The 18,444-nt window shown below is 55.2% G+C and carries 19 protein-coding genes and 1 pseudogene; 13 read left to right on the top strand and 7 right to left on the bottom strand.

Annotated elements, in window-relative coordinates:
- Positions 1–5 precede the first annotated feature (5 nt).
- The 7 genes and pseudogenes from RMR21_RS20985 to RMR21_RS21015 form a co-directional block, all read left to right on the top strand.
- A complete protein-coding gene (locus RMR21_RS20985) occupies positions 6–869 on the top strand; it encodes a MurR/RpiR family transcriptional regulator (protein ID WP_498671344.1) in 864 nt (287 codons plus the stop codon).
- 19 nt (positions 870–888) lie between these two features.
- Positions 889–1,662: an SDR family oxidoreductase gene (locus RMR21_RS20990; protein WP_498671345.1), complete on the top strand. Its 774-nt coding sequence runs from the start codon at positions 889–891 to the stop codon at positions 1,660–1,662.
- A 42-nt stretch (positions 1,663–1,704) separates the two neighbouring features.
- Complete coding sequence (locus RMR21_RS20995; RefSeq protein ID WP_498671346.1) at positions 1,705–3,627, top strand: beta-N-acetylhexosaminidase; 1,923 nt, start codon at positions 1,705–1,707, stop codon at positions 3,625–3,627.
- Between the two features lie 11 nt (positions 3,628–3,638).
- A complete protein-coding gene (locus RMR21_RS21000; protein WP_498671347.1) occupies positions 3,639–5,078 on the top strand; it encodes a M81 family metallopeptidase in 1,440 nt (479 codons plus the stop codon).
- A gap of 68 nt (positions 5,079–5,146) precedes the next feature.
- Positions 5,147–6,352, top strand: a complete 1,206-nt coding sequence (locus RMR21_RS21005; RefSeq protein ID WP_498671348.1) for an MFS transporter — start codon at positions 5,147–5,149, stop codon at positions 6,350–6,352.
- Positions 6,353–6,411: 59 nt separating this feature from the next.
- Positions 6,412–7,128, top strand: coding sequence for a copper homeostasis protein CutC (locus RMR21_RS21010; RefSeq protein WP_498671349.1), 717 nt, complete (start codon positions 6,412–6,414; stop codon positions 7,126–7,128).
- Positions 7,129–7,202: 74 nt separating this feature from the next.
- Positions 7,203–7,295 (top strand): annotated as a pseudogene (locus RMR21_RS21015) (transposase domain-containing protein); the annotation flags it as partial.
- A 398-nt stretch (positions 7,296–7,693) separates the two neighbouring features.
- Here RMR21_RS21015 and RMR21_RS21020 read toward each other — a convergent pair.
- From RMR21_RS21020 to RMR21_RS21045, 6 genes are all read right to left on the bottom strand, one after another.
- A complete protein-coding gene (locus RMR21_RS21020) occupies positions 7,694–7,897 on the bottom strand; it encodes a cold-shock protein (RefSeq protein WP_045229194.1) in 204 nt (67 codons plus the stop codon).
- Between the two features lie 141 nt (positions 7,898–8,038).
- Positions 8,039–8,680: an amino acid ABC transporter permease gene (locus tag RMR21_RS21025; protein ID WP_498671350.1), complete on the bottom strand. Its 642-nt coding sequence runs from the start codon at positions 8,678–8,680 to the stop codon at positions 8,039–8,041.
- Between the two features lie 10 nt (positions 8,681–8,690).
- Positions 8,691–9,359, bottom strand: a complete 669-nt coding sequence (locus RMR21_RS21030) for an amino acid ABC transporter permease (RefSeq protein WP_498671351.1) — start codon at positions 9,357–9,359, stop codon at positions 8,691–8,693.
- A complete protein-coding gene (locus RMR21_RS21035) occupies positions 9,356–9,808 on the bottom strand; it encodes a type II 3-dehydroquinate dehydratase (protein WP_498671352.1) in 453 nt (150 codons plus the stop codon). The genes RMR21_RS21030 and RMR21_RS21035 overlap by 4 nt, the downstream gene beginning before the upstream one ends.
- Before the next feature lie 107 nt (positions 9,809–9,915).
- The gene (locus RMR21_RS21040; protein WP_498671353.1) at positions 9,916–10,746 is read right to left on the bottom strand and encodes a transporter substrate-binding domain-containing protein; all 831 of its coding nucleotides are present in this window, start codon (positions 10,744–10,746) and stop codon (positions 9,916–9,918) included.
- 148 nt (positions 10,747–10,894) lie between these two features.
- Entirely contained in the window at positions 10,895–11,569 is a 675-nt protein-coding gene (locus RMR21_RS21045) for a GntR family transcriptional regulator (protein ID WP_498671354.1), read from the bottom strand.
- A gap of 663 nt (positions 11,570–12,232) precedes the next feature.
- On the opposite strand from RMR21_RS21045, the gene rutA reads away from it, so the two are divergent.
- The 6 genes from rutA to RMR21_RS21075 are packed head-to-tail and all read left to right on the top strand — an operon-like array spanning position 12,233 to position 16,432.
- Entirely contained in the window at positions 12,233–13,324 is a 1,092-nt protein-coding gene (gene rutA / locus RMR21_RS21050; protein ID WP_498671355.1) for a pyrimidine utilization protein A, read from the top strand.
- Entirely contained in the window at positions 13,321–14,061 is a 741-nt protein-coding gene (rutB, locus tag RMR21_RS21055; protein ID WP_498671356.1) for a pyrimidine utilization protein B, read from the top strand. The genes rutA and rutB overlap by 4 nt, the downstream gene beginning before the upstream one ends.
- Positions 14,062–14,090: 29 nt before the next feature.
- Positions 14,091–14,477, top strand: a complete 387-nt coding sequence (gene rutC, locus RMR21_RS21060) for a pyrimidine utilization protein C (protein ID WP_498671357.1) — start codon at positions 14,091–14,093, stop codon at positions 14,475–14,477.
- 18 nt (positions 14,478–14,495) lie between these two features.
- Entirely contained in the window at positions 14,496–15,281 is a 786-nt protein-coding gene (gene rutD / locus RMR21_RS21065) for a pyrimidine utilization protein D (protein WP_498671863.1), read from the top strand.
- Positions 15,282–15,296: 15 nt separating this feature from the next.
- Positions 15,297–15,881, top strand: coding sequence for a malonic semialdehyde reductase (locus tag RMR21_RS21070; RefSeq protein WP_498671358.1), 585 nt, complete (start codon positions 15,297–15,299; stop codon positions 15,879–15,881).
- Positions 15,882–15,907: 26 nt separating this feature from the next.
- A complete protein-coding gene (locus RMR21_RS21075; RefSeq protein WP_498671359.1) occupies positions 15,908–16,432 on the top strand; it encodes a flavin reductase in 525 nt (174 codons plus the stop codon).
- 67 nt (positions 16,433–16,499) lie between these two features.
- On the opposite strand, the gene RMR21_RS21080 is transcribed toward RMR21_RS21075, so the two are convergent.
- The gene (locus RMR21_RS21080; protein WP_498671360.1) at positions 16,500–18,386 is read right to left on the bottom strand and encodes an MFS transporter; all 1,887 of its coding nucleotides are present in this window, start codon (positions 18,384–18,386) and stop codon (positions 16,500–16,502) included.
- Positions 18,387–18,444 lie beyond the last annotated feature (58 nt).

Here is an 18,444-nt window from a genome sequence, read left to right on the forward strand (position 1 = left end):
TGGTAATGGATATTTTTGCGAAATTGCAGGACAATAAAGAGCAGTTTTCGCAATCAGAACGGCGAATTGCGGATATTCTGCTGGCCGATTTTGAGTTCGCCGTCAATGCTTCGATCATCGAACTGGCTGGACGTGCGCAAGTTTCTCCGCCAACGGTGACGCGTTTCTGCCGCAGGCTTGGTCTTCAAAGTTTTTCCGATTTCAAGGTCAATCTGGCAAAGACCGCCTATGTGGGTGCGCGCTATCTCAACCCGGAGATACCCCGGACTGGGCCTTCGGATGTCGCTGAAGACATCCTCACAAAGGCGCAAGATGCGCTTTTCCTGCTCCACCGCACACTTGACCCTGCCGTTCTGGCTCAGGCTGCCGCTACCATTTCGGGCAGTGGCACTATCTATGCATTCGGGTCAGGCGGGAATTCCTCGATGATCGCGGGTGAAATCCAGAACCGTCTTTTCCGTCTGGGCCTGCGCGTGACCACCAGCAGCGATCACAGCATGCAATTGATGATGACGGCTGCCGCCCGGCCGAATGACGTGATTGTCGGCTCGTCCTTTTCCGGAAGAAATATGGAATTGGTGAAGTGCTTCAAGCTGGCGCGTGAGATGGGCGTTTCCTCGATCGCTCTCACCCAGAGTGACAGCCCGGTGGCGCTTGCGGCAGACATCGTTGTTCCGGTGGATGTGCCAGAGGGCAGCAATATCTTCAGGCCGACATCATCGCGCTACGCTTATCTGGCTGTTGTCGACATGATCGCCAGCCTCGTTGCTTACGAGAACAAGCAGCAGTCCATGATCACGCTGCGCCATATCAAGCAACAACTGATTGAACATCGGGACGGCGATGACCGTCAGTTGCTCGGCGATTGACCGAAGAAGAGGTATGAGGATGGCGGAAACGATAGCAGTAGTCACCGGTGGGGCAGGCGATATCGGCCGTGCCATCGCAGTCAAGTTGGCGGAAAGCCACGACCGAGTGGTGCTGGTAGATATCGATGGTGCCGCCGTGGAGCGTGCGGTCGCGACGCTTGGCGGTTCGGCTTTTATCGCGATGGCCTGCGATGTGACGGACGCGACAAGCCTTGCGGATCTGTCCGAAAAAATTTCCGCCTTGGGCTCGGTTCGCACGCTCGTCAACAATGCCGGTGCGGCGAAAGCCGTCAGCCTGCATGACACGACGCCGGAGATTTGGCGTCACGACAATGCTCTTAACCTCGAGGCACCGTTTCTGTGTTTTCGCGCCTTCGAGGACGCACTGAAACAGTCCCAAGGGTCGCTCATCAACATCGCTTCGGTCAACGGCATGTCCGTCTTTGGCCACCCGGCCTATAGCGCGGCCAAGGCCGGGCTCATTCATCTGACCAAGCTGATCGCCGTCGAATACGGGAAATTCGGCATCCGCGCCAATGCCGTGGCGCCCGGAACGGTGCGCACGCAGGCGTGGGAAGCCCGCGCAGAAGCCAATCCGCAGGTCTTTGAGGAAGCAAAGCACTGGTATCCACTCCGGCGGATCGTTTTGCCTGATGATGTGGCCAACGCCGTCGGTTTTCTGGCCAGCGATCAGGCCGCTGCCATCAGTGGCGTCTGTTTAGCCGTGGACTGCGGTTTGACAGCCGGTCAAGCGCCGCTTGCGCACACATTTTCGCAATCAGAGCACTACTGAATTCCGGCCAGCAAGGTCGCAGAAATACAAAAGGGAACGATCATGACGCTTGCACAATACCGTCTTGAAAATGCGTGGCATCCCAATAAGGATGATCCAAGTGGCGGTTTCGTCTTCACGCTGTTTAATCTTTCCAACAAGCCCCTGAAAGACTTCCGTGTTGTTTACACGTCACTGACGCGTACGATCGACAAGCCGGTCTGCGGCAATGCCGTGTATCTGCGCCGTAACGCCAATTTCCATGAATTTGCTCCTCCTGCTGGTTTCGAACTGAAACCGGGTCAGGCATGGCGTTTTACGGTCGATGGATTATTACGCCCCGCACGCCATCGCACGGATGGCGCAAAATCCGCCTATGTCAGCCTTTCCGATGGTACGCATCGCACGGTTGCCGTTGGCGATCTCATCCTGGAGGGTCGTCACAGCGAACCGCCGCCTGTGCTTTTGCCTGAGGGAGAACTGGACTTGCCGTTCGCCATCCAGCCGTGGCCGGCGGATGTCTCGGCTGCCGGTGGGGATGCGTTTCCCGTCGCACTGTTCCCGGCTGAGGGTGCAAAACCGGATGATGTTCTGGCGGTTGACACGGCAATTTCGCTTTTCCGCAGGCTCTATACCAGCGCCCATGTGCCGTTTTGTCTCGCGCCTGTCCATGAAGGACGCACGTTGACGTTCGAGCAAAAGAGCGGGCTGGAGACGGAAGCCTACTGCCTTTCTTTTTCCGAAACCGATGTGGTTCTGGAGTACTCGGGATCTGCAGGACGGCAATATGGCCTGACAGTGCTCGCACAATTGCTGCATGGCGCACGAACAGAGCCGGCAAAATTCCGCTTCCCGATCTCGGGTACCATCAAAGACGCGCCGCGCTACAGCTGGCGCGGATGCCATCTGGATGTGTCGCGCCAATTCTATCCGACCGATGATGTCGCGCGGCTGATCGACATCATGGCCTGGTATCGCATGAACCGCTTCCACTGGCACTTGTCCGATGACGAGGCATGGCGACTGGAGATCAAGGCCTACCCGCTTTTGACGACCGTGGGCGTGAAGCGGGGCCCAGACGAACCTCTATTGCCGCAGCTCGGCAACAGTGCAGAGCCGGTCGAGGGGCATTATACGCAGGATGACATCAGGGTCATCGTTGCCCACGCCGCTCTGCTGAATGTCGAGGTTGTCCCTGAGATCGATATTCCTGGCCATAGCACGGCGGCGCTCGTTGCCTATCCTGAACTGACCGACGGGCAGGAAGCACCGGATAGCTATCGTTCCGTTCAGGGTTTTCCAAACAACGCGCTCAATCCGGCAATTGAATTCACCTATGAGTTCATCGGCAAGATATTCGATGAAATGGTTGACCTCTTCCCATCCAGGCTTATCCATATCGGTGGTGACGAAGTCGCCAATGGCTCATGGCTTGCCTCACCGCTCGCCAAGCAACTGATGGACAGGGAAGGGCTGGACGGCACTTTCGGCATCCAGTCCTATTTCATGAAGCGCATTCAGGGCATGTTGCACGAGCGCGGTCGCGATATTGCCGGCTGGGACGAGGTGTCTCATGGTGGTGGCGTCAACCCGCAAGGCACATTGCTGATGGCATGGCAGAAGCCTGAAGTCGGCATCGAGCTGGCGAAGCAGGGTTACGATGTGGTGATGACGCCGGGGCAGGCCTATTATCTGGATATGGTTCAGGATGAGGCATGGCAGGAGCCGGGCGCCAGCTGGGCTGGAACCGTGCCGCCTTATCACACCTACCATTACGAAGCGGAAGGTGATTTTCCTGATGACCTGAAGGACAGGATGAAGGGCGTACAGGCCTGCATCTGGACCGAGCATTTCCTGACGCGTGATTATTTCAATCATCTCGTCTTCCCACGCTTGCCAGCCATCGCGGAAGCGGCATGGACGCCGAAAACGAAGAAAGACTGGCTACGTTTTGCCGCCATTGTTCCTTCGCACCCGGTCTTTTAAGAGAGGTTTTCATGCGAATTGCGTTCGGTGGAATTCATACGGAATGCAGCACCTATTCGACGGTGCTGATGCAGGTTGAAGATTTTCGCGTTTTCAGGGGCAATGAACTTCGCGGCATGGACTATTTCAATTTCCTCGATGCAGACGGTATCGAGCACCTGCCGCTCCTGCATGCGCGCGCGGTTCCGGGAGGGCCCCTTTCGCGTGAGACCTACGAAACCTTCAAGGAGGATTTTCTGAAGCGGCTGAGCGCCGCTCTGCCGGTGGACGGGCTTTATCTTGCCATGCATGGGGCGATGAATGTGGATGGCATGGATGATGCCGAGGGGGACTGGATTTCAGCGGCGCGCGCCATCGTCGGGCCCGATGTGATCGTTGCGGCAAGTTACGATCTACACGGCAATGTCAGCCAGAGGATCGTAGACCAGCTCGATATATTCGCTGCCTATCGTACCGCCCCGCACATCGACGTGCGCGAAACTATGGTGCGTGCGTGGTTCATGCTGGTGAATGCGCTGAAGACGGGCGTGAGGCCAGGGGTCGCATGGGCCAAGGTGCCCGTTCTTCTGCCGGGCGAAAAAACCTCCACCGAGGATGAGCCCGCAAAAAGTCTTTATTCTGCGCTGCCAGCCTTCGATTCAAGGCCCGGCATATTGGATGCCAATCTGATGATTGGTTATGTCTGGGCAGACGAACCCCGCGCGACGGCCTGTGCTGTCGTGACCGGCACGGACGTGGCTGCTGCGGAGCAGGTGGCAACTGAGATTGCGCAATCCTACTGGGATGCGCGCCAGTCGTTCCGTTTTGGGCCGGTGACGGAGGTGCTGGACGACATTCTCGATATTGCAGAGACGACCGGAACGGGACCCATCATTCTAGCCGATTCCGGCGACAACCCGACGGGCGGTGGCGTCGGCGATCGTGCAGATGTGTTGCAGGCACTGATCAAACGAAACTGGCAGGGCGCGCTTTTGGGTGGCATCACCGATCGCCCGGCAGTTGACGCATGTTTTGCAGCAGGCGAGGGCACCATCATCGACCTGAAGATCGGTGGCAGTCTTGATCCGTCCAGCCCTTCTGTCGAGGTCGCCGCAAAGATTTTGAAGCTGGACGATCAGGAGGCTGCGAACGAGCGGCAGGCCGTCGTCGAAATCGGTGGTATCATCGTCATCCTCGCGTCTCGACGTCGGCCCTATCACATGATCTCGGATTTCACGCGCCTTGGCTTTGATCCCGCCAAAGTCAGGCTTCTGGTTGTCAAATCCGGCTATCTTTCACCGGAACTCGCTCCCATTGCCAATCCCAATCTGATGGCTTTGACCAACGGTGTCATCAAACAGAATATAGAAAGCCTACGGAACGAACGCAGAGAAGGAAATATCTATCCTTTCCAGGCGAATTTCCAGTATGTGCCGCAGGCACGACCATCTTCGCGCTGGCATCGGCTGTAGACATCAGCCGACGGAAACGCCTGCTTTAGACGATTTTTGGCTGCCAGCCTACAGCAGGACATAAGACCATGCGCTCCGCCTTTTCCATCGTCGTTAGAAACCCATCGATAAGAGTGGCTGCACTTGCCATTCTGTTTTTTGGTTTCTCCAATGCAGCGACAGCGCCCTATCAGGCGGTCATCGGCATCCGGGAACTGGGGCTAGGCGATGGCGTCTACTCGCTATTGATGCTGGTCGCTGCCGTCATCAACGTCAGCGCCAGCGTGTTGATGGGCATCCTCGCCGATCGGCTTGGTGAGTATCGCAGGCCGATACTGTGTATCGCGCTGTTTGGTATCTCTGGCTATTTCCTGGTATATTTTGCGGCAAACGCGCCTGCCTTCATCGCCGCCAAGTTGCTGTTGTTGCCGATTTTCGGCGCCATGAATTCACTGATCTTCGCACATGTGCGCGCTGATGCCAAAGACCTGCCTCCAAACGAGATGATATCGGTAAACTCCGTCATGCGGGCAACGATCTCGCTCTCATGGGTGTTGGTCCCGGGAATTGTCGGCATTTTTCTCGCCGCCTCAAACAACATGCTGTCTGCGTTTCTGCTATCGGGCATCTTTGCGACTGTCTGTTTCCTGTTGGTCGCATTTTATCTCCCAAAGACTGCTGCACCGGTCGTGCGAAGTGGCGAGGGGCGGTTCGGCCTTTTTGCGTCACTACGCGAAATCTGTTCGCGCCATGTCTTGCTGCGCGTCATCAGTATCGCGCTGATCTCCTCCATGCTGCATCTCAATGATTTCGTACGTGCGCTGATTATTACAGGTTCCGCTAATGGAACGGTCACAGATGTCGGCATCGTCGTCGGCATTGTTGCTGGACTAGAGATTGTTTTCATCATCATGTGGGGCATGGTGGAGCGGCGCTTTGCGCAAACGACTACCCTTGCCGCAGGGGCCGTCATCTATTCAGTCTACCTTGTGTTGCAGGGGTTCGCTACGCAGCCTTGGCACATCTACGCGCAAACACTGATCAGCGGGTTGGGAGCCGCAGCCCTTATCAGCATACCCATAACCTATCTTCAGGAGTTGATTGCCGACCGACCGGGGCTTGGCAGTTCGCTGATTGCGGTCAACATCTTTCTGAGTGCGGGTATCGGCTCCTTGGTGTTTGCGATCGGCACCTATGTCTCCGATTATTCGGGAGCATCGATCCTTGGTGCTGTCTTTGGTTTGGCAGGCATCGTCATGCTCTTTACCCTGGATGGACCAGGAAAACGGCGATAGCCCGTATTTTTGCAAATCATGCCAGTTCAGCTTATGGATGCAGATGAAAAGGAATTCCCATGATTCTTGAGATTTGCGTCGATGACGGTGCCGGGCTGGACGCAGCGATTAGGGGCGGAGCAGATCGTATCGAGCTTTGTGCGGCGCTTTCCGGTGGTGGTGTGACGCCATCCAAAGGGTTCATGCAGCTTGCTGGCGCCAAGAATATGCCCGTCAGTGTCATGATACGCCCGCGTTCGGGTGATTTCGTCTTTGAACGTGCTGAAGTGGATATGATGAAGCACGATATCGATGCCGCGCGAAGCGCGGGTGTTTCAGGTGTCGTGCTGGGTGCTTCTCTTGGGAACGGGGCACTTGACACCAAAACGTTGGAGGAGCTCTGTGCTCATGCGCATGGTCTCGACACGACGCTCCACCGTGCCGTAGACGTCGTGCCCGATTTCCCTGAGGCGGTCGAAGCGGCGATTGCGCTGGGGTTTTCCCGAATTCTGACATCGGGCGGTGCAAGGTCAGCGCTTGAGGGAATCGACCAACTCGCGGAGATGATCGAGGTCGCGCGCGGGCGCATCTCCATCATGCCAGGGGCTGGCATTCGGCCACATATGGTTGCCGATATTTTGCACCGTCTCGTCATCAACGAAATCCACGCATCCTGTTCCGCCAATGTCCCATCCGGGACAAATGGAAAGCTTTCGATGCTTGGGTTCACAGGCCCTGAGCGCAAGCAAACCGATGAGGCAACCGTCCGTGAGTTGAAGCAGCTTTTGAAAACTTAGGGATAGTGAGGAACGGCGGCGTTTAAACTGCCACATGGTCGTTGAGGACCGTCTGATTGTCGTTCCGTCCGAGCGGCGTAAACCGTGTAGCCTTCATGGCCATATTGATCATGACGGCAAAGTTCAACCACATTGATCCTCAGGCATGGTTGGACGACGTTCTCAGTTCACCCGGATAGAAATTGCCAGCGAACCCTGCTCGACGTCGGCTAGAACGCCGGACGCACTTATCGTCGCCATGTACGGATAGCGTGTCGAGAGAGAGTTCGTTCGTCGGATGGATGATGTATGAGTGTGCAAGCCCGAGGCATATGTCGGTGTCGACTGCTCAGCTATTCCGGCTGGTATAACCATCGGGCATGTCAAAACGGCTCGGTATCGGCACATATTGGACTAAGCAGTAGAAGGAAGGCTAACTGGCCTTATCCGACGAGATCCTGAAAAAGGGAAAGCCCGGTGATCCCTGGCGGGATTATTGACGTTACGACCGTCGCATCCGTTAAACGCAAACAAACGAGATCGGTCTAGCCTGCCGGTATGAGCGGCAGGCTAGCGCGCACAAGCGTTAAAGAACGCTGACGTTTTCTGCCTTCGACTTGCCCGTCTTACGGTCCTGGCCGATTTCGAAGCTGACCTTGTCACCTTCTCTAAGCGAACCACCCTGCTGCAGGGAAGACACGTGAACGAACACGTCTGTTCCGCCGTTTTCAGGTGTAATGAAGCCGAAGCCTTTGTCGTCGTTAAAAAATTTCACAGTACCGGTAGGCATGACAGTTCCTTTTTATTTCCGTAGCCGTTTGACTCCGCGACAAACTCTTTATAGCGCGTTTGCGCCTCCATCAACTCCCAAGGTTATAACAGAAAGCCAATGAGTCAAATTAAACGCGATTAGAGACCAAAAAATCTCTTATCAGCGGGTCGCCACGGCAAATTTGCGCTCAAGATGGGCTCCAAAAATCGTCAGCGGGCAGCACATCACGAAGTAGAGGGCGCCGACGATGCTGAAAACGGTCAGCGGTTCGAATATCTGGTTTGAGATAATGTTGCCGGCGCGCGTCAGTTCTGTGAAGCCGACGATGGAAGCCAGCGACGTTCCTTTGATCAGCTGGACAAGGAAACCCACCGTTGCCGGAAGCGAGATTCGAATCGCCTGCGGCAGAACGACGTCTTTCGTACGGGAAACATAGCGAAGGCTGAGAGCCTTCGCCGCTTCGATCTGCCCCTTGGGAACGGCATCGATGGAGCCGCGCCAGATTTCCCCCAGATAGGCGCTGGCATGAAGGGTCAAACCGATGGCGACCGCAATCCAAGCATCGAGCCGCAATCCGATGAGCGCGAGCCCGTAATAAACCACGAAGAGCTGCATCAGAAGCGGCGTGCCCTGAAACACGGCTATATAGGCAGACGTCAACCGCTCCAGAAGCACGATGCCGGATGTTCTCGCCAGTGCGACCAGAAGCCCTGCCATGCAGCCAAACACAAACCCGACAGCCGACAGCGCGACTGTCCACTTGAGACCGATCAACAGGAACACAAATTCATCATAACCCATATCGCAGCTCCTACTTGACGGGGTAAGCGAAGTAGCGCGCCGAAAACAGGGAGAAGAGGCGCATCATGATCCAGGACATCACGAGATAGAGAAGCGTGATGGTGAAATAGATTTCAAAACTGCGGAAGCTTTCGGATTCGATGCGTTGAGAGACCGACGTCAACTCATAGGCCGAGATCGCGGACGCAATGCTCGTGGACAGCGTCAGGAGGACGAACTGACTTGTCAGTGAGGGATAAATCGCACGCAGAGCGGGCTTGAGGATAATCAGCCGGAAGACTTGTGCCTTATGAAGGCCCAGGGCGAGACCCGCTTCCATTTGTCCTTTGGAGATGGACTGGACACCGCCGCGAATAATCTCGATCGCATAGGCACCACCGTTGATCCCCAGCGCGATGATCGCTGTTGGGGTCGGGTCGAGCCGAACACCCGCAAGAGGCAACGCAAAATAGATAAAGAATATCTGCACCAGAAACGGCGTGTTGCGGATGATTTCCACAAAGCCGATGACGAGCCATCGCACCGCCTTGAAACGGGAATCGCGCAAGGCGACGCCACCGATTCCGATGATGATCGCCAGAACCATGCCGCACAAGGCCAGCGTGAATGTTCCAAGGCAAGCAGACAGCAGGCTTGGAAGGCCGTCTATTACGGGTGTGAAATCGAGCTGGTAATTCATGATGCCTCCACGGTTGTCACCATGCCGACCATCGCCTGAATGGCCAGTTCATAGCCTGCGGCACCAAAGCCGATCAGAATGGAGGTCGCAACACGGGAGATCAGCGAAGTGTGGTAGATGCTTTCGCGGGCATGAACATTTGAAATGTGAAGTTCAATCTTGGGCGGATCGAACGTTTTCAGGGCATCCAGAAGTGCGATGGACGTGAAGGTATATCCGGCAGGGTTGATGATAATCCCGCAAGCTTCTTCGCGGGCTTGATGCACGCTCTCGACCAGTTCACCCTCGAAATTTGTCTGCCGGAATTCGATATCGAAACCCAAGCTGTTCGACTTTGCGATACATCGATCCTTGATGTCCTGAAGCGTGGTCGTGCCGTAGATCGAAGGTTCTCTCTGCCCCAGAAGATTGAGGTTCGGTCCATTCAAGATGAATATTTTTTTGCTCATGGTCGGGCTCTTCGGACTACCGTCAGATGCATATCGCGCGCTGGAAGGGTGCCGGTGGGCGTCGATTTGCGCCCACCGTTTTTCAGACAGAAAGGCCGGCCTGACGGCTATTTCGCGACGAAGGAAATGCCTTCGAGACTGTCCGGAAATTCCGGTACGGACACTTTCATCCACTTGTCGTAGATTGACTTGAGCTCGCCATTCGTTTTGATCTTGTCTATAAAGGTGTTGAGCGCAGCATTGATTTCTTTTTCGCCTAAACGTGTGCACGCGCCGTTGTAGAGCTTCTGGAATTCCAGCTTGTTTTCAAACTCGCCCGGGCGCGCTTTCTCGACGCGGTCCATGTAAAAAATATTACCGCCCAATGCCTGCACCTGACCGGAAGCCAGAGCCTGAACGCTTGCCGCGTCGCCGTCATAACGGCGGATCGTTGCGGTCGAAGGCGCATTTTTCGTGACCTGGGTGTCCTGCGCTGCACCCTTTGCAACGGAGATCGTCAGGTTTGACATGTCGTCATTGGTCTTGATCGACATCGATTTCGGACCGATCAAGACGATGGTGTTTGCAACATATGGCTTGCTGAACTGCACGGCTTTTGCGCGGTCTGGCAGCATGGCCATGGTTGCAAACAGAAGGTCAACACGTCCACTGGTCAGGGCGGGAATACGGTTGTTGACCTCAAGCGGCACGAATTCGACGGGTACGCCGAGTTCCTTGCCGAACAGTGTGGCAATATCCGCGTCAAGCCCGTCTTGTTTTCCTGCGCTGGTGACAAAGCCCCAAGGCGGGTTGTCTCCTTGGATTCCAACAATGAGCTTGCCTCGAGCCTTGATCTCATCGGGTGTAATCGCAGCAGCCGGTTGGGCAAGGCCCAGTCCTGCTGCCATCATTGCTGTCGCCAGCAAGATATGTCGACGTGTCCACGTTGATTTGAACATTGAATTCCTCCTCCTGTTTTGAAACGGCATGTGCCTTGCAGCTATTCCTCACCCTTCACTGCTCAACACATATTTGCAGTAACTGATATGCAAATCAACAGGTATTATAAAAAACATATTCTAATTTGTAAATTAGAGTTGTCAGGTATCAGGAGAGAAAACCGCTTTTCAAAACATGTTCGACGCCGCTCAAGATATGATTTCTGACGATTGCTTTTGCGCCTACGATATCTCTCTTAAGAGCGGCTTCGAACAGTAGTTTGTGGTCACTCACAACCGCAGCGCCGCGAAATGTCTTTGCGAGCAAGTGGTAGCGCAGAAAACGATCAAACACGGATGACAAGGCTGCCATCAATGTTAGGGAATTACAGGCTGAAACGATTGCATGATGAAATTCCCAGTCGTAGCGCACCCAGTCGATCGTGCGCGACGCGTCGCCGCTCAAAAGTTTGCGCTCTGCCGCAGACAGCTTGTAATGGGCTGCTACGATGCACCCTTCCCAGTCAAGATCACCTTCGACGAGGGCTAATCCCAGCGCGTGTGTTTCCAATACGATCCGAAGATCAGCAAGTTCGGAAAGCTCTTGTCGTGATACCGGGCTGACTTCAAAGCCGCGCTGCCCCTCGGCCACGACGAGATTTTCCATGGCCAAGCGGCTGAGGATCTCCCGCAACGACGGAATGCTGATCTCGTAGCGCTCTTTGGTCTGCTCCAGCTTTATCTTGGAGCCGGGTAAGAGATCGCCCGAAATGATATCCTGTCTAATCTGCCGAAAGACCACGTCTCCGATGGTTTCCGCAGGCGTCTGGGTCTTGTTCAGCATGGTTTTGGTCCGACAAAATGAGATAGGGTGATATCGAATGGCGTTGGGGCAGCTTCAAGCACTATCGACTTTCGTTCGAGATGCGCTTTTGAAAAACATATGATGTTTTCATGATCGTCAGATGTATTGTATAAAGACGCGTTCAAGCAAGTGGTATTGGAGGAGCTTTGCCAGCGTTCCCTCCGATTGCGCGCGCGATCGGCAAGAAGCTCTGAGACGGTTCAGAATGTGGATCGGCAGGTTTGTCTCAGTGTGTTGACGGGTCTATCTGCCCGCGAACCGCTCGGCAACGTCAATCGAGCCCGCAAGGCAACGCACTAGCAGTCGGCGCATTTTCATCAGCGGTTCAACACCTGCCCGATTCATGAGCCTCCAAGCAGAAGCGCGATGTCACGCTGCCGAGCCATTCATGTGGCCGCTCAAATCTCCCGAAAGGCGGACTATGCTGGCGCGATTGGGCACGTCGCGTGGCTGTGCTCCCGCTTTTCATTGCCAAATAAATGGGCATTAAATTTATCAAACGATAAAAAATTTATCATTTGATAAAAATAACAAACTTGCTACCTTCGAAATCACTGTTTTTGCCGTGCATCGGCAACTGGCACGGAACCTGCTTTCAATGTTTCAAACGTTCAACACGGGAATAAGAACTGGAGGATGCATATGGAAATCGGTGTTTTCATTCCGATTGGGAACAATGGCTGGCTGCTTTCGGAGAACGCTCCGCAGTACAAGCCGAGTTTCGAACTCAACAAGCAGATCACGCTAGCGGCTGAGAAATACGGGTTTGATTTCGCACTTTCGATGATCAAGCTGCGTGGCTTCGGTGGCAAGACGGAGTTCTGGGACTACAATCTGGAATCCTTCACCCTCATGGCGGGGCTTGCAGCCGTAACCTCGAAAATCAAGCTTTTCGGAACGACTGCCACGCTGGTCATGCCGCCGGCGATCGTCGCGCGCATGGCGACGACCATTGACTCGATCTCGGGCGGTCGCTTCGGGATCAACTTGGTTACGGGTTGGCAGCGACCGGAATATAGCCAGATGGGCATGTGGCCGGGCGACGACTATTTCGGTGATCGCTATGAATATCTCGGCGAATACACGACGGTGCTTCAGGAGCTTCTGACGACTGGTCAGTCGGACCTCAAAGGCAAATATTTCACGATGGACGATTGCCGGATGAAGCCGGTCCCTGAGGGTAAGGTCAAGCTGATCTGCGCCGGTTCGTCCGACAAGGGCATGGCGTTCTCAGCCCAGTATGCAGATTACAGCTTCTGCTTCGGTGTCGGGGTTAACACGCCCAAAGCCTTTGCGCCTACCAATGAGCGATTGCTGGCTGCGACTGAGAAGACGGGACGTGATGTGAGATCCTGTGTCCTGACCATGGTGCTGGCCGAGGAGAAATCTGAGGACGCGTGGGCAAAATGGGAACACTACAAGGCTGGCGCTGACCAGGAGGCCATCAAGTGGCTGGGGCTTCAAAGCTCAGTCGATACGAAATCGGGCGCCGACACAAATGTGCGGCACATGTCGAATCCGGTTTCCGCCGTCAATATCAACATGGGCACTCTCATCGGCTCCTATGAAGAGGTTGCCGCCATGCTGGACGAAATGAGCGACGTGCCGGGTACCGGTGGCGTTATGCTGACATTTGACGACTTTGTCGAAGGCATTGAAAAATTCGGTAAATATGTGCAGCCTCTGATGAAAAGCAGGCAGCATGTAATGGCCGCTTTGGAGGCTGCGGAATGATGGATACAGTGGTTGCAGGTTATAACCCGCCCAAAAGCCTCTCGGGCAGCGTGACGCTCCCCGCAAGACCAGAACCGATTTCGTTAAAGCCCAGCGAAACGGCCGTCGTGGTTGTCGACATGCAGAACGCATACTCCACCGAAGGTGGTTATGTCGATTTGGCCGGGTTTGATATTTCAGGCGCAAAAGCCACCATCGCAAATATAGGCAAGACAGTGACGGCCGCCCGTGCTGCTGGCGTGCAGGTCATCTATTTCCAGAACGGCTGGGACAGCGATTATGTTGAAGCAGGCGGCCCCGGCTCTCCCAACTGGCACAAGTCCAACGCGCTGAAGACCATGCGCGCACGGCCGGAACTGCAGGGCAAGCTGTTGGCAAAGGGCACATGGGATTATGCCATCGTCGATGAGCTTGAGCCACAGCCAGGTGATATTCTCGTTCCGAAAACACGCTATAGCGGTTTCTTCAACACCAATATGGACAGTGTCTTGCGGGCCAGGGGCATCAGAAACCTCGTTTTCGTTGGTATCGCTACCAATGTCTGCGTGGAAAGCTCGCTGCGCGATGCTTTCCATCTCGAATATTTCGGGGTCATGCTGGAGGATGCGACCCATCATCTGGGTCCGGATTTCATTCAGCAGGCCACCGTCTACAATGTCGAAAAATTTTTCGGCTGGGTGGCGACCGTGAATGATTTTTGCGCCGTCATCTCGCAGGCCGCCCCCATCGAAGACTGATCTATCGCAATAAAAGAGGAGAACAGACAATGCCGAAAAAAATCATCGTACCCGAAGGTACAGCCAAGCCAATCGCACCGTTTTCGCCTGGAACACTGGCGGATGGCATCGTCTACGTGTCCGGCACGCTGCCCTTCGACAAGAATAACGACGTCGTGCATGTGGGGGACGCGGCAGCGCAAACCCGCCACGTGCTGGAAACCATCAAATCCGTTATCGAAACCGCTGGGGGCACCATGGAAGATGTCACCATGAACCACATCTTCATTACGGATTGGGCGAATTATCAGGCCGTCAATGGGGTTTATGCCGAGTATTTTCCCGGTGATAAACCCGCACGTTACTGCATTCAGTGCGGACTGGTTAAGCCGGACGCCCTGATCGAGATCGCAACCGTTGCCCATATCGGCAAGTAAGGGGCGGGATCGGTGACGGTGTATTTCGAGGTTCACGGCCGCAAAGAGCCCGACGCGCAAACCATTCTTTTGTCGTCCGGTCTTGGCGGGTCGGGGGGATACTGGGCGCCGCAAATGGAGATGCTGGAACAGCACTTTCGTGTGGTTGTCTATGACCATCGTGGCACGGGACGAACGGGTGGCGCGGTTCCCGCAGATGGCGGCATTTCCGCGATGGCGGATGATGTGCTTGAGATTGCAAGCCAGCTGAACCTCGAAACATTCCACTTCATGGGCCATGCGTTGGGCGGTTTGATCGGGCTTGATCTTGCGCTACGCAAGCCCGGCCTTTTGGACAGCCTCGTCCTCATCAACGCCTGGAGCAAGGCGGATCCCCATTCCGGGCGTTGCTTCGACACCCGCATTTCACTGCTGGAAAATTCCGGCGTGGAAGCTTTCGTCAAAGCGCAGCCTCTTTTTCTCTATCCGGCAATATGGATGTCTGAGAATGCGGAGCGATTGGCCAAAGATGATGCGCATGGCGTGGCGCATTTTCAGGGCAGGGATAATGTTTTGCGTCGCATTGCAGCCCTCAGGGCTTTCGATGTCGATGATCGGCTGAGCGAGATCGGCAACAGAACGCTCGTAGTGGCCGCGAAAGACGACCTGCTCGTACCTTACACACGTTCGATGCGACTTGCAGAGGGCTTGCCAAATGCCGAGCTCTTCATGTTGGATGAGGGCGCTCACGCGGTAAACATTACCGATGCCAGAGGTTTTAACGTGGGGGTAGAGAAATTCCTGCTCACTCCGAAATCGATATAATTGAGGATTTTCACGATGACTTTGGATCAACACGCGCTTGCCACTGTGTTTACGGAAGCCCGCTCGCACAATGGATGGTCTGACAAGCCGGTTAGCGACGCATTGCTGCGCGATGTTTACGACCTGACGAAAATGGCGCCCACTTCGGCCAATTGTTGTCCGGCGCGTTTCGTCTTCGTGCGCTCGCCCGAGGCGAAGGAAAAGCTGAAGCCTTCCCTGTCGTCGGGCAACTTGGAAAAGACCATGACCGCACCGGTTACAGTCATCGCCGCCATAGACAGCGAATTCTATGAAAAACTGCCAGCGTTGTTCCCGCATGCGGATGCCAGATCGTGGTTTACGTCCAGCCCGGCCGTTGCCGAGGAAACAGCGTTCCGGAACGCCACGCTTCAGGCAGGCTATCTCATTCTGGCGGCACGGTCGCTAGGGTTGGATACGGGCGCGATGTCCGGTTTCGACAAGGCGAAAGTCGATGAGGCTTTCTTTGCCGGGACGACATGGAAATCAAATTTCCTCATCAATCTTGGCTATGGCGATCCCTCGAAGCTGTTTGGTCGCTTGCCACGATTGCCATTTGAAGATGCCTGCCTGTTGGCGTGATCACGTATTAGGAAAGGGTCGGTTTGATGCAGACATTGTCTCGTGAAAAGGATACCGCAATGGAGACGAAGACGGCCGAGGATTTGAGCCTCGGCTTCCGCAACGCCATGTCGCGACTGGCCGGTGCGGTGAACATCGTCACGACAGATGGCCCGGCAGGCAAAGCGGGTTTTGCGGCAACGGCGGTATGCAGTGTGTCGGATAGCCCGCCCACATTGCTCGTCTGCCTCAACCGCAACTCTTCCGCTTACAAGTCCGTCGTTGAGAATGGCGTTGTCTGCGTTAATACGCTTGCCGCTGATCAGGAGCAATTGAGCAGCCTTTTCGGTGGCAAAACCCCCATTGAGGAGCGCTTTGCCGCTGGCGAATGGAGTACGCTCGAAACGGGTTCGCCGGTGCTGACTGGGGCTCTTTGCTCGTTCGATTGCCATATCCGTACCATCCATGATGGCGGCACCCACGATATTCTGATTTGTGACGTGCGTGACACGGTGGTCAACACAGGCGAGGAGGCTTTGATCTATTTCAAACGGGCCTATCGCCACATCTGAAACGCGACAAGCTGTCTCTATAAAAAACCCGGCGATATCTTCGCCGGGTTTTCTACTGTCGTGCTGACTATTCCATCTTGTGGATGTCGCGATCTTTCGTCTCCGGCAGGAACAGGAGGCCGACGACCACTGTAATGCCTGCGAAGATGATCGGATACCAGAGGCCGTAGTAGATGTCGCCCTTGGCAGCACTCATGGCGAATGCAGTGGCAGGCAAGAGGCCACCGAACCAGCCGTTACCAATGTGGTAGGGCAGGGACATGCCGGTGTAGCGAATCCGGGTTGGGAAGAGTTCGACCAGAAGTGCGGCGATCGGGCCGTAAACCATCGTTACGTAGATGACGAGAACTGTCAGAACGGCGATGATGGCGATCCAGTTGACCGCAGCAGGATCGGCAAACATCGAAAATGCTCCACCGCCGGCAACGGTGTAGACAGCCATTTCGGTCACGCCGTTGACTTCTGCAGGTGTCAACAGTTTGTCTGCGACCAGCTTGTCTGCAGGCACCGTTTTGGCAGGTGTTGCGCGGACCGCATCGGCGTTGAGGCCGAGTTCGGGGTTCGCCGCGACGAAGGCGTCCAACTTTGCGGCTGGAACCTGTGCTGCACCACGAACCAGCGGGTAACCGCTATCGTGAAGCGCGATGTTGATCTGCTTTTGGAACGCTCGGTCGTTTGCTGCGGCATTTGCGCCTGCTGCTGTAGCGTCATAGCTTGCGATCGTCGTATTGCCGATTTTGACGGATGCAGGCTGACCAGCAGGACCCTCAACGACATCATAGGGAACCGAGTTTCTGGTCAGAAACGAGGTCGCGATATCGCAGGAAGTGGTGAATTTTGCCGTACCTGTCGGGTTGAACTGGAAGCGGCAATCACCGGGAACTGCCGTCACCGTCGCACGAACCGTTGCTTGAGCCTGTGCAAGAGCAGGATTGCCCGCCCATGTCAGTGCTTTGAACAGCGGGAAATAGGTCAGCATTGCAAGAACAAGGCCTGCCATGATGATCGGCTTGCGACCGATCTTGTCGGAGAGCCAGCCGAACAGCACGAAGAAGCCTGTGCCGAGTAGCAGCGCGCAGGCGACCATGATGTTGGCAGACTGTCCATCAACCTTCAAAATACTTTGCAGGAAGAAAAGCGCGTAGAACTGGCCCGTGTACCAGACGACGGCCTGACCGATGACAGCACCGACCAGCGCGATGATCGCGATCTTGGCATTCTTCCACTGACCGAAGGCTTCGCTGAGTGGTGCTTTCGATGTCTTGCCCTCTTCCTTCATTTTCTTGAAGGCAGGCGATTCGCTCATTTTTAGTCGGATCCAGACGGATACGCCCAGCAGAATGACGGAAAGCAGGAACGGGATGCGCCATCCCCAATCGGCAAAAGCTTCTCGACCGACGGCAAACTGTACGCCCAAAATAACGACGAGAGACAGGAAGAGACCAAGCGTCGCCGTAGTCTGGATCCACGAGGTGTAGTAACCGCGACGGCCGTTTGGTGCGTGTTCAGCGACATAGGTCGCGGCACCGCCGTATTCGCCCCCAAGTGCCAGGCCCTGTGCCATGCGCAAAACGATGAGGATGATCGGTGCAGCTATACCGATTTGTGATGCATTGGGCAGAACACCGACCAGAAACGTGGAAAAGCCCATGATCAGAATGGTGACGAGGAAGGTGTATTTGCGACCCACGAGGTCACCGAGCCGACCGAACACCAGCGCACCGAAGGGGCGAACGAGAAAGCCTGCCGCAAAGGCCAGCAGAGCAAAGATATTACGGGTTGTTTCCGGATATTGGCTGAAGAAATTCGCGCCGATATAGATTGCCAGTGAGCCGTAGAGATAAAAGTCGTACCACTCGAACACCGTTCCCAGAGAAGAGGCGAAAATCACCTTCTTCTCTTCGCCCGTCATGGGGCGGGCCTTTTCAGGCTTTGCAGTTGCTATAGTCGCCATTGTCTGTCCTCCACAGAGTAAATGACACATCGCGGAAGCCTGTTTCTCCCCCAGGCCA

Origin of the sequence: Agrobacterium sp. rho-8.1, from assembly GCF_033957725.1 — a bacterium.
GTDB lineage: Bacteria > Pseudomonadota > Alphaproteobacteria > Rhizobiales > Rhizobiaceae > Agrobacterium.

Bases quoted from the DNA above. Each gene is read 5' to 3' on its own strand.
- RMR21_RS20985 (WP_498671344.1), top strand. From the start codon at position 6: ATGGATATTTTTGCGAAATTGCAGGACAATAAAGAGCAGTTTTCGCAA.
- RMR21_RS20990 (WP_498671345.1), top strand. From the start codon at position 889: ATGGCGGAAACGATAGCAGTAGTCACCGGTGGGGCAGGCGATATCGGC.
- RMR21_RS20995 (WP_498671346.1), top strand. From the start codon at position 1,705: ATGACGCTTGCACAATACCGTCTTGAAAATGCGTGGCATCCCAATAAG.
- RMR21_RS21000 (WP_498671347.1), top strand. From the start codon at position 3,639: ATGCGAATTGCGTTCGGTGGAATTCATACGGAATGCAGCACCTATTCG.
- RMR21_RS21005 (WP_498671348.1), top strand. From the start codon at position 5,147: ATGCGCTCCGCCTTTTCCATCGTCGTTAGAAACCCATCGATAAGAGTG.
- RMR21_RS21010 (WP_498671349.1), top strand. From the start codon at position 6,412: ATGATTCTTGAGATTTGCGTCGATGACGGTGCCGGGCTGGACGCAGCG.
- RMR21_RS21020 (WP_045229194.1), bottom strand. From the start codon at position 7,897: ATGCCTACCGGTACTGTGAAATTTTTTAACGACGACAAAGGCTTCGGC.
- RMR21_RS21025 (WP_498671350.1), bottom strand. From the start codon at position 8,680: ATGGGTTATGATGAATTTGTGTTCCTGTTGATCGGTCTCAAGTGGACA.
- RMR21_RS21030 (WP_498671351.1), bottom strand. From the start codon at position 9,359: ATGAATTACCAGCTCGATTTCACACCCGTAATAGACGGCCTTCCAAGC.
- RMR21_RS21035 (WP_498671352.1), bottom strand. From the start codon at position 9,808: ATGAGCAAAAAAATATTCATCTTGAATGGACCGAACCTCAATCTTCTG.
- RMR21_RS21040 (WP_498671353.1), bottom strand. From the start codon at position 10,746: ATGTTCAAATCAACGTGGACACGTCGACATATCTTGCTGGCGACAGCA.
- RMR21_RS21045 (WP_498671354.1), bottom strand. From the start codon at position 11,569: ATGCTGAACAAGACCCAGACGCCTGCGGAAACCATCGGAGACGTGGTC.
- rutA (WP_498671355.1), top strand. From the start codon at position 12,233: ATGGAAATCGGTGTTTTCATTCCGATTGGGAACAATGGCTGGCTGCTT.
- rutB (WP_498671356.1), top strand. From the start codon at position 13,321: ATGATGGATACAGTGGTTGCAGGTTATAACCCGCCCAAAAGCCTCTCG.
- rutC (WP_498671357.1), top strand. From the start codon at position 14,091: ATGCCGAAAAAAATCATCGTACCCGAAGGTACAGCCAAGCCAATCGCA.
- RMR21_RS21070 (WP_498671358.1), top strand. From the start codon at position 15,297: ATGACTTTGGATCAACACGCGCTTGCCACTGTGTTTACGGAAGCCCGC.
- RMR21_RS21075 (WP_498671359.1), top strand. From the start codon at position 15,908: ATGCAGACATTGTCTCGTGAAAAGGATACCGCAATGGAGACGAAGACG.
- RMR21_RS21080 (WP_498671360.1), bottom strand. From the start codon at position 18,386: ATGGCGACTATAGCAACTGCAAAGCCTGAAAAGGCCCGCCCCATGACG.